The sequence below is a fragment of the Paenibacillus sp. FSL A5-0031 genome, from assembly GCF_001956295.1.
Classification (GTDB): Bacteria; Bacillota; Bacilli; order Paenibacillales; family Paenibacillaceae; genus Pristimantibacillus.
The window spans coordinates 57,545-66,978 of record NZ_MRTD01000029.1 but is presented as its reverse complement, the minus strand read 5'-3'; the positions used below and the strand labels follow the sequence as shown (position 1 = coordinate 66,978).

Sequence of the window (9,434 nt, the reverse complement as noted above, 5' to 3'; positions counted from 1 at the left end):
GGTCAATGAACACACGTTTGAATTCATCAGCATACGTAATTGATTTTTCGCTGACTCGTAAGACATACGGGTTGTTAGCTAACTGTTCTTGTTCATATTGATTAAAGTGTTTTTTACTCATATGACCGCCCCCACTATTCACTCTAGTATACAAAAAAAGGTACCCATACACTAAACCCTTTTTTCAAAGTGTCCAGTGTATGGGTACCAGTTTACGCAACCACTCTTCTTTTTGTTGTACTAAATCTATTTATTATTCGTTTTCCCTCTTATAAACCAACGGATTTTTAATACTCGCTGCGATTCCACCCGGCCTGCAGCCTGGCAGCCAATTTTCAAGATCAGAGCGTCTTGCCTTGCTGTCGGGTTCACCAACGAGTGAACCGTCTGCATAGTAGATAATGGTCATCACCTTGCGCATATGGTCAGTTGGATTACCCGGAGCAGAGTGTATGGTCCAACCTGCATGGAAGGTAGCGTCTCCAGCCGCCATGGAACCGTAATTTACTTGAGGAATGCTGCGGCCTTCAATGAATTGTCCAAGGGTTTTATGTGATTCATCCGAAATTTCTTGCCTGCTGACATAACCCAAATGATTCGTGCCGGAAGCGAAGTTCATTGTGCCCACTTCTTCTGGAATAGGGACCAGCGGCATCCACAGCGTAATGGTATTATTGGTATCGAAAGGCCAATAAATTTGGTCTTGATGCCAAGGGGTATGACCACCGCCAGGTTCTTTGAATAAAGCTTGATCATGATAAATGCGGACGCCATCTACACCCATCAATTCTGCAGCTATTTTTGCAAAACGTTTTGCAAGTGTGAATGCAGCAGCAGCCTCACTCATCTCCCAAAGGTTGCCTACTTGTATAAAAGCTTTGCCGTAAGTATCCCGTTCAGTGACCGGCTTATCATGGTAATTGTGTTTAAATACCAAGTCACTAATGATTGGTTCATACGTTTCTATTATTTCTGTGGATGCGACATTTTTTAAAAAGAGATGGCCATCCTTTTGATAAGAAGCGATTTGCTCTTGCGTGAGAGAATAGCTTTCTTCAAGCAGGGGCAGCGTGCTTAACCTATTGTTTTCATTCATCATATTTCCTCCTAATTGTATGTGTTTGTTTCAGCTTCGCAATACATACAGTGTAAGGGATTCTTCTATGATCTGGCTTTGTCAAAGCTTCAAATAAGTTTGTCAAAAACAACTGTAATTGTGAGATAGATATGATATTCTGTGAGTAATTACGAGTAGAGGATGAGGATGTTCATGAAACCTGGCATGGATGCAACGATGAACCACCGGATCGTGCCCTATATACGGGAGTGCGATTTTGCGCTGCGAAAACCGTGGGTACTGCCGGAACGCCGCTTGCTTGATTACTTGCTTGTCTATGTACAGGAAGGGGAATGCTTGTTCACAGTTGATGGGGTGGCCTATCCATTCGAAAAAGGTGAGTTTTGTTTCATTCAGCCGAATAGTGTAAATCGTTTGGAAGGGACAACGAATACGGTAACGCCGTTTGCACACTTTGATATTTTTTATAGCACGACTAGCGACCAAAGCTTCCCAACTCGGGCGGGCCAGTTGGATTTGACCCTCTATCAGCATCTTATGCAGCCGAGAATGGACGAGCAGTTCCAAACTCATATTCCGGTGAAGCTCAAGCTAAGCCATCCATCTAAATTTCGTGATACATTTTTGCAAGTGGTAGAATTCTGGCAGTATAAGGACTCCATTATGCAATTGAAGGCACAAACCCGAATGATGGAATTGGTTACCCTCATACTAGAGGATTACATGCCTGCCAATCATGTGAAGCAAATGTCACCGCAGGCATTAAATTGGATTACCTCGTATTTTTCTTTCAACTTGAGCGAACCTCTGTCGGTAGTTGATATGGCGCGAAGAGCTAATCTATCTACTTCAAGATTTAACGATGTATTTAAAATGCAGTACGGTGTAACACCACATCAATATTTGTTAAAAACACGCATAGATCATGCTTGCGAGCTGCTGCTTACATCCAAGCTTACACAAGAGCAGATTGCAAGTTATTGTGGGTTTTCAGATATTCATCATTTTTCTAAGGCATTCAAGAAGATAATAGGAATAACTCCTGGTGAGTACAGCAAGGGGGCAAAGGGCGGATGAAACTAGCTTCTTCGGTCAAACGATAGTACGGTAAGAAATGAAAGGGGGAATTTAACGAATTCGTCAAACAAAAGGCAAGCATCCTTTCACATAGTTGTAAATGAGCATGAAGCTATGGAGTGTTTGCCATAAAACTCGAAAAAATTGCAACAAAAGCACCGTTATCTATTTCCAACACCCTCAAATGAAAGTTAAATCCAACACCTGTAAAAGATTATAGAGGTATTTTATCATAATAGATGATTTTTAAAAATTTAATTCTAAAAGCAACAATCTATTAAAAAACAACCGTTGTTTTTATTTATTTTTCTTCGTCCTCTATATTCTCTGGCTTTTTCTAAAACCTCCGATAGTTAAACTGCATCATGCTCAGTATCTTAGTTATGGTTCCTAATTTTATTTTATGATAAATTTTTTCCAATCACATTTGCTGACACTGGCTTTAGCCCTAGCTCTCTTATCCAGACGGAGAGCTGCCCCATATGGTGTATTTCGTGAGCGATCACATGACGCAGGATTTCACCTTTTGTATAGTGTCCATCGTAAATAGCTTACTTTAAGAACAAATAAGTTCTTATAGATCTAATTTAATTCGATTAGGCGCTGAAGCAGCTCTATAAGCGCATATATGTTCTTACAGCCAACAAACCCGGCCGTTTCTCTCGCTGTAAGAACACATACGTTCTTACAGATCCAATTCAACCTCAACCAGACGCTGAAGCAGCTCTATAAGCGCATATATGTTCTTACAGCCAACAAACCGGGCCGTTTCTCTCGCTGTAAGAACACATACGTCCTTAAAGTTCCAATTCAACCTCGACCAGACACCGAAGCAGCTCTATAAGCACATGATTTTTTCTTCTGGTTCACTTCATTTATTCTCTCACCTTAAACTATCAATTTTAGGAACGCATGTACTTAATGCCGCAATTCTTACTTTTATAGTGACTCCAATGTTTGATCTTTATAAAATTTTAATAAAATATCTGTGAAATGTTTAAATATAAAGGAAGTTTTTCTGCATGTGATGTACTAAATGAGAAGGCGCTGACTAGGCTAGCAAAGGTTAGATTGGAAGAAGGTATCTGTCAATGGAAAAGAAGCTGAAGAAAGCCGGATGACATAGCTGAAATAAGACGAGAAGGGTTATAATAGAAGGACCTATTATATGGAGGTTAATCAACATGTCTATATTTACACGCACGGATCATATTGGCGTCATTCAACCGGATATCAAAGTATATCAAGCAAAACCAGAGGATACGGAAGCTGTATTGCAGCTTCTCATCCAAACAGCTGAATGGTTAAAGAGCAAAGGCTCTACGCAGTGGAGCGGCTTGCTGAAGGGTGAGGATTCTCATCAGACACCGGAGGCAATTAAACGCGGCGAGGTATACCTATTTAGGCAAGAAAATCGTTTGGCAGGAATGGTCATGCTCATGCAGCATGCAAGTGCTTGGGATCGCGAGTTATGGGGAGAAGAGGGGCATGAACAGTCCATCTATCTGCATCGACTTAACATTAACCGTGAGGTTGCAGGCAAAAACTTAGGTGAGGCCATTGTGGATTGGGCAGGTTCAGGTATTCATTTTGAGGGAAAAGACCGTATTCGGCTGGACTGTATTGCGAATAATCCGAGGCTCAATGCATTCTACCTAAGCTGCGGTTATGAACATAAAGGTTTATCCTCCAATGAGATGGGGGAATTTAATTTATACGAGAAGTTTCAGACAGCACAGTAATAGAAGAGGGACGGAGCAGTTCAAACTGCGCCGTCCCTCTTTTGCATTTTAAATCTAGGTTATTTGCTCGCTAATCCCAAATCATCAAGCAATCTCATCACGGCTACGACTGCCTGCGCTTTCGTCACTTTCGACTGAGGATCAAACTTCGTTTCGGATACGCCTTGCAAAATTTGCTCTTTAACTAATAGTGCAACGGAAGTTTTAGCATAGGAAGATATAGAAGCTTGATCACGGAAAGACTCAAGCAGCGCTGCGTCACCGTCTGCCGTACGATCAATCAGCTTCATCACTTTTGCCAAAATGACTGCCATGTCCTGACGAGTAATCGTACCGTTCGGATCAAAAAGCTGCTCGCTCTTGCCAGTAATGATACCTAATTCCTTAGCTAGTGCAATATCTCCAGCATATTTGGAATCTGCCGCTACATCATCAAATGGAGCGCCTTCTACTTTTGGAACGATGCCGAGGCCTCTGCTGATCATGGAAATAAATTCGGCCCTAGTAATGATCGTGTTTCCTCCGAATTGTTCAATCGATTGTCCAAAAACGATTAATTTGGCTGCTGCACGCTCGATATGGTTTTTGTTCCATTCAGCCGTCACGTCTTTGAAAAGGAAGCTGGATTCGACAATGGTATAAATGCTGTTGCCATTGCTGACCAGATGAGCGGTAACTCCGCCTTTATCGTCTTTTTTGAACACCGTATGGAGTGGACGGAATTCATTTGTGCCAGGCAAGTAAACAACGCCGTTTGCACGATTCGTCTCTATAGCTTTAGCATTCAATTGATAAATACGGGTGAAAACGGACTGGCCAAAATCAGTGACTTCCTCATATTTGTTGTCAGCTGTCAGCTTATAAATCTTAAAGTCAAGCGACGAAACTTTTAGTGTATAGCCATTCTTTTTCGCCAATTGTTCTATTGCAGCTGCTTCGCTCGCAGTCGGTGGAGCAATCGAAATTTTGATATCTGATTTTAGGTGAATCGCATGGGCTGGAATGACATAGGTAACTCCGTTCCAGATGATGGACAAATTCGCCTTTTCGTTTTTGCTGGCAAGTGCTGCAATAACTTCCTTAGGAAGGATGATATCCACTTGGGCTGCATCGTTGCCGACAGTCACTTTTAGCTCGGCGGAGCTAGCCGCTCCAATCGTTTGAATAGCCGCATCTTTCAAAATCGTAACGGTCCACTTGCCGCCGGATTTCGTAACGTTGGAATCAAGCTCATTTTTATCTTTGACCGCTTGCGGGTTCCCAGATGACGACTCTGGCGGAGCCGTGTAATCTAATGTTTTTGCCTCTAGTTTTGTCATTTCGGACTTTTCGATTATCTCATCCTCATTTTTAGTAATGGCTACTACACCAATGGAATAGGTCGTACTGTGCGTCAGTTGCGTAAACGTGTAGTTTGTAGCTGTTGTAGATACCACTAATTTATCACCCAGATAAACGTCATACCCGTCTGCTTTCGGAGAAGCCGTCCATTGAACGCTAATCGCGTCATAGGTTGAACTCGTTACCGTGAGATGAGCTGGAGATATTACGCCTGCTGTACTTACAACCAGTGCACTGCTTGCAGGAGAAACCTCTGTAATTATATTGCCGTCTTTTCTAATACTGAGCACGGTAACGGTGTAGTCTGAGCCAAGGTTCAGCTTGTCTGCTTTAAACTGTGTATTCGCTGTATATCCTGTAAATATGGCGTTCACGAATACTTCATAGCCAGCAGCCCCTTGGACAGCATCCCATTTAATTTCAAAAGACTGTTTGTCCGCGCTGAGCTTTGTTACATTTTGAGGAGCAGCTAGTGCGTTTTCATTCACCTTGCCGTCAATCGGAAGATCACTGATCAACTGCGTTGAAAGTGTTTTGTTGCGGTCACCGCTAATGTCCCAAGTCATAACGCCAGCCAAATCTAAGGTTTTGACAAGCGAAGTGCTATACATCATTGACGTTTGGTCATTATAAGTAATAAACATTCCGGTTTCACTATTGTAAACATAAGCGACCTTTGAATGCTCATTCCAGTAACGGGTATATCCGTTTTGGTCTATCATATTGTTCTCAACCTCGGCAAAATCGAACTTACCGCTCTCCCATGATCCATAAGGAATGGATGTGCAGTTTTGATATTCACCGTTTGCGGAACAGCCCTTCCAGCCTATTCCATAATAAGGAACACCCATGTTTAGTTTAAAAGCCGGAACGCCGCCGTTCAAATGACCAAGCAGAGCGCCTCTAACATTGTTGCGTTTCGCAGAGGCTCTTACATTATTAGGATCTTGATAAAGAGGCGAATTATGGAAAGCCCGCAGTTCCCAGCTTCCGCTATAGTCATAGCTCATAATGTTGATCATATCCAGGTATTGAACAGAATTTGCGAAGTCAGCATTGACTACGAAATCATCTCCTTGACCGGATGCGATGGTGAGCAAATAATATTTGCCATCGATGGAGCCGGCTGCATCAAGCGCTGCACGAACGGTTTGCATGAGAAGAGTGAAGTTTTGTTTGTCCTCTGGACGATTGATATTATCCGATTCTCCGCCCTCAACCGGATATTCCCAGTCGATATCGAGTCCATCCATCTTGTACGTACGCAAATATTTAACGACGGAATTCGCAAACGTACGACGTGTGACTTCAGATGCGGCCATGTCGGAGAAATGATTGGAGAATGTCCAGCCGCCAACGGAAGCCATTAGCTTCAGCTCAGGGTTATTATTTTTAATTTTGTTAAAAGCAGCAAGCTGCTCAATATCGACCTTCTGGTCTCCAAGCACAAGCTCCCCGTCGAAAACATAATTCGCTTGCAGCGGAATGTCTTTATTTTGGCAAGCTGCACCGTTTGAACCCACTTTACGCCAGCATATATCGGAGAAGGCGTAGTTGAGATGTGTAAGCTGTGAAACATCGATATCTTCTGGAAAGTATTGACGATTATTGTCATAGGAAAACCAGCTGCCGTAATAGGTGAAATTAGTGTAGTCCGCGCCTGGAATCGTCGTTGCTGCGCTGCTGGCAGCTGATTTCCATAGCGCATTTTTGGCTGCAACTGTAAAGCTGTAGGATTTGCCTTCTGTTAAACCATTGGCAACATACCGATTGGAATCGCTGGAGCCGATAAGCTTGCCTGCTTCATAGATGTCGTAGCTCGTTGCGCCAGAGGTCGGTGCCCAGCCTAGTGAAGCGGTTGTGCGGTTGGCTGTAATGACTTGAAGATCGAGCGGCGCCGCAAGCTCGCCCCATTTGATTTCTAAAGGCGGGCCGTTAACCGGATCTTTGCCGGAAGCGCCATTTTGCGCGCCAACCATAAATTTGTAGATGCTGCCTGCTGTAAGTCCACCTTCTGGGAACGTATAGATGAATGTGTCGGAGCCATTCCATATTCCGCCTTTCCATCCACCGTTAACATAGAAGTCATAGCCGTTGGCATCAGGACTGCCTGTCCATTTGAATGTAATATTGGATGATGTAATATCGCTTACCTTTAAATATTGAGGAGGCGTTAATGGCTGTTCTTTATATTCACTTGTATCCTTTGGCGTAGTGAAAGTAATCGAATTGCTCTTCTGTTTATCTGTTAGATTAGCATATTGAGTACCGTTCGGACCTAAGAAGAATGTATATTTGGTTTCTTCCTTTAATCCTCCAATCGTGCTGCCTCCTACTTGTGTGAAGCCGGAATAAGGATCTTTGTTAAGAGGAGGATTGTCCGGATTCCAAACCCAGTAATCATCTAGCTTATGCGCAGGATCAAAGGTAACAGTTACCGTATTATGTGTAACATTCACAATACTTAGGTTGCTAGGCCCTGGATTGCCAGTAGGCTCATTTGATGGCTCGCCGGCAAGTGTCGTAAATTCAACGTAGTTGCTTCGCAACACCCGCGTGTAAGGTCTCTTATACCAAGTGGTATACAGCTTGTACGTCGTATTAGGCTGCAAGTTTTGCAGCTCCACACTGCCGCCTTTCCCTGTAGCTAAATAGTTGTTTACATCTTCTTTTGTTGGATTAGCAGGATCTGGAGCTACGTAGTACCATACATCAACGTCAGCTTGCTCTGGATGAACATCCCATTTAAGCTGTGCACTCGTCGCAGTGATGGAATCGGTTACAACAGTTAGGTTTTGAGGGACGGGAGGGGCTGCCTCATAGACAGCATCCGTTACGGCTCGAGCAGCTTCGTTCACTGCGGGCAACGCTGCTTCATTCCCATAGGCTGTTGTTGTGTCAAGGAAAGGAGAAACGAGAAGTGCTAGACACATAAACATAATGACAAACTTCATTCCTTTATTTCTTGCAAAAATATTCACCATATCACCTCTAATTTTCATAGTCGAACATTGCAGCATTAGCATTCATGTGCAAGTCTGGGTGTGGTTGTTTTCTCAATGCGTTACGGAGTATTTTGAACGGGTTCTTGCTTTTCCGAGACCGAATTTGGCAGTCACAATCACCAACTGTCACGGAATTAAAAGGGGATAATTGGGTATCACCTCCTGCAAAGCTTGCATTTAATTTGTATAACTATTCCTAGCATGAGACGTTGATTTCATGAAAGGAAGGGGTAAATTACGATGATAAAAGGGGAATATTTTACAAAAATATAATAAAAATGGGATATTTTTCACAGGAAATAGAGGTTTAACTCGATCTTTAAAAACAACATCGAATTAAACCCATAGCATGTGAGAAAAAAAGCATTTTGAACGGTCATAGTTGTAGTTGTGATAAAATGAAAGAGATTCAGAAATAACCTAATAGAAATGATGGTCGCTATGAAAATCGAATTTGAAAATCAAATCATTGAGTTTAATGTTGAATATGCCAATAGAAAAAAGATATATATCCAAATGGACTCATTAGGATTCATAACCGTGAAGGCTCCCAATGGAACAACGGAAGAGAATGTCATGCGGGCCGTGGAGCAGCATGGTAAACAGCTCACTCAGAGATTGCAGCAGATCGCGAAGGTTCGAGATACCCCTAAGACAAAAGAATATCAAGAGCAAGGAAAATTCCTTCACCTTGGAAAAGAGTACTTTCTTCATGAGTTGATTGACACAGCTGATCTGAGTGAAGAGGAGTTAAAAATCAATCTTAAAAAGTTTTATTTTTCAAGCTGTAAGAAAATCATTGGAGAACGAATCAAGCGATATCAAGAGCAGCTGAAAGTAAAACATAAAAGCTTCGAAATCGAAGAGTCAAGAACGAAGTGGGGAAGCTGCAGCTCAAGTAAAAAACTAACCTTTAATTACCGATTGGCGATGGCTCCGCTTGAGGTAATCGATTATGTCGTCATCCATGAGCTTTGCCATCTGACGCATATGAATCATGATCGTTCCTTCTGGAGACGAGTGGGCAGCATTATGCCGGATTACAAAGAGAAGGAAGAGTTTCTAGCAAGGCATGGTCAAGCTATGACACTGTAATCATGATAACTGGCCTCCCGTCAAAAGGAGGTTTTTTGCTGTATCTCTATTATATCGTCTATTTTTCAAATGGTTATGTTTACTTCTTATACATAC

Annotated in this window: 5 protein-coding genes and 1 pseudogene; 3 read left to right on the top strand and 3 right to left on the bottom strand. The window is 42.5% G+C overall.

Translation table 11 applies throughout. From position 1 onward, the window contains the following. Window positions 1-253: 253 nt before the first annotated feature. A complete protein-coding gene (locus BK120_RS31875; RefSeq protein WP_144376902.1) occupies window positions 254-1,096 on the bottom strand; it encodes a phytanoyl-CoA dioxygenase family protein in 843 nt (280 codons plus the stop codon). A gap of 174 nt (window positions 1,097-1,270) precedes the next feature. On the opposite strand from BK120_RS31875, the gene BK120_RS31870 reads away from it, so the two are divergent. After that, entirely contained in the window at window positions 1,271-2,155 is an 885-nt protein-coding gene (locus BK120_RS31870; RefSeq protein ID WP_256711083.1) for an AraC family transcriptional regulator, read from the top strand. Window positions 2,156-2,556: 401 nt separating this feature from the next. Here BK120_RS31870 and BK120_RS31865 read toward each other — a convergent pair. After that, window positions 2,557-2,697, bottom strand: a pseudogene (locus BK120_RS31865) (DinB family protein); the annotation flags it as partial. A gap of 642 nt (window positions 2,698-3,339) precedes the next feature. On the opposite strand from BK120_RS31865, the gene BK120_RS31860 reads away from it, so the two are divergent. Next, on the top strand, window positions 3,340-3,897 hold the full coding sequence (locus tag BK120_RS31860; protein WP_076271493.1) for a GNAT family N-acetyltransferase: 558 nt from the start codon (window positions 3,340-3,342) through the stop codon (window positions 3,895-3,897). A 59-nt stretch (window positions 3,898-3,956) separates the two neighbouring features. Here the strand turns inward: BK120_RS31860 and BK120_RS31855 are convergent, their stop codons facing one another. After that, window positions 3,957-8,222 (bottom strand): glycosyl hydrolase family 18 protein, encoded by a 4,266-nt coding sequence (locus BK120_RS31855; RefSeq protein WP_179089942.1) that lies wholly within the window; start codon window positions 8,220-8,222, stop codon window positions 3,957-3,959. 462 nt (window positions 8,223-8,684) lie between these two features. On the opposite strand from BK120_RS31855, the gene BK120_RS31850 reads away from it, so the two are divergent. Beyond that, window positions 8,685-9,338 carry a M48 family metallopeptidase gene (locus BK120_RS31850; RefSeq protein ID WP_076271498.1) on the top strand — a complete coding sequence of 218 codons (654 nt, stop codon included), beginning with the start codon at window positions 8,685-8,687 and terminating at the stop codon, window positions 9,336-9,338. Window positions 9,339-9,434: the final 96 nt, after the last annotated feature.

Excerpts from the sequence above, each read along its gene's own strand:
- BK120_RS31875 (WP_144376902.1), bottom strand. The coding sequence starts at position 1,096 with ATGAATGAAAACAATAGGTTAAGCACGCTGCCCCTGCTTGAAGAAAGC.
- BK120_RS31870 (WP_256711083.1), top strand. The coding sequence starts at position 1,271 with ATGAAACCTGGCATGGATGCAACGATGAACCACCGGATCGTGCCCTAT.
- BK120_RS31860 (WP_076271493.1), top strand. The coding sequence starts at position 3,340 with ATGTCTATATTTACACGCACGGATCATATTGGCGTCATTCAACCGGAT.
- BK120_RS31855 (WP_179089942.1), bottom strand. The coding sequence starts at position 8,222 with ATGGTGAATATTTTTGCAAGAAATAAAGGAATGAAGTTTGTCATTATG.
- BK120_RS31850 (WP_076271498.1), top strand. The coding sequence starts at position 8,685 with ATGAAAATCGAATTTGAAAATCAAATCATTGAGTTTAATGTTGAATAT.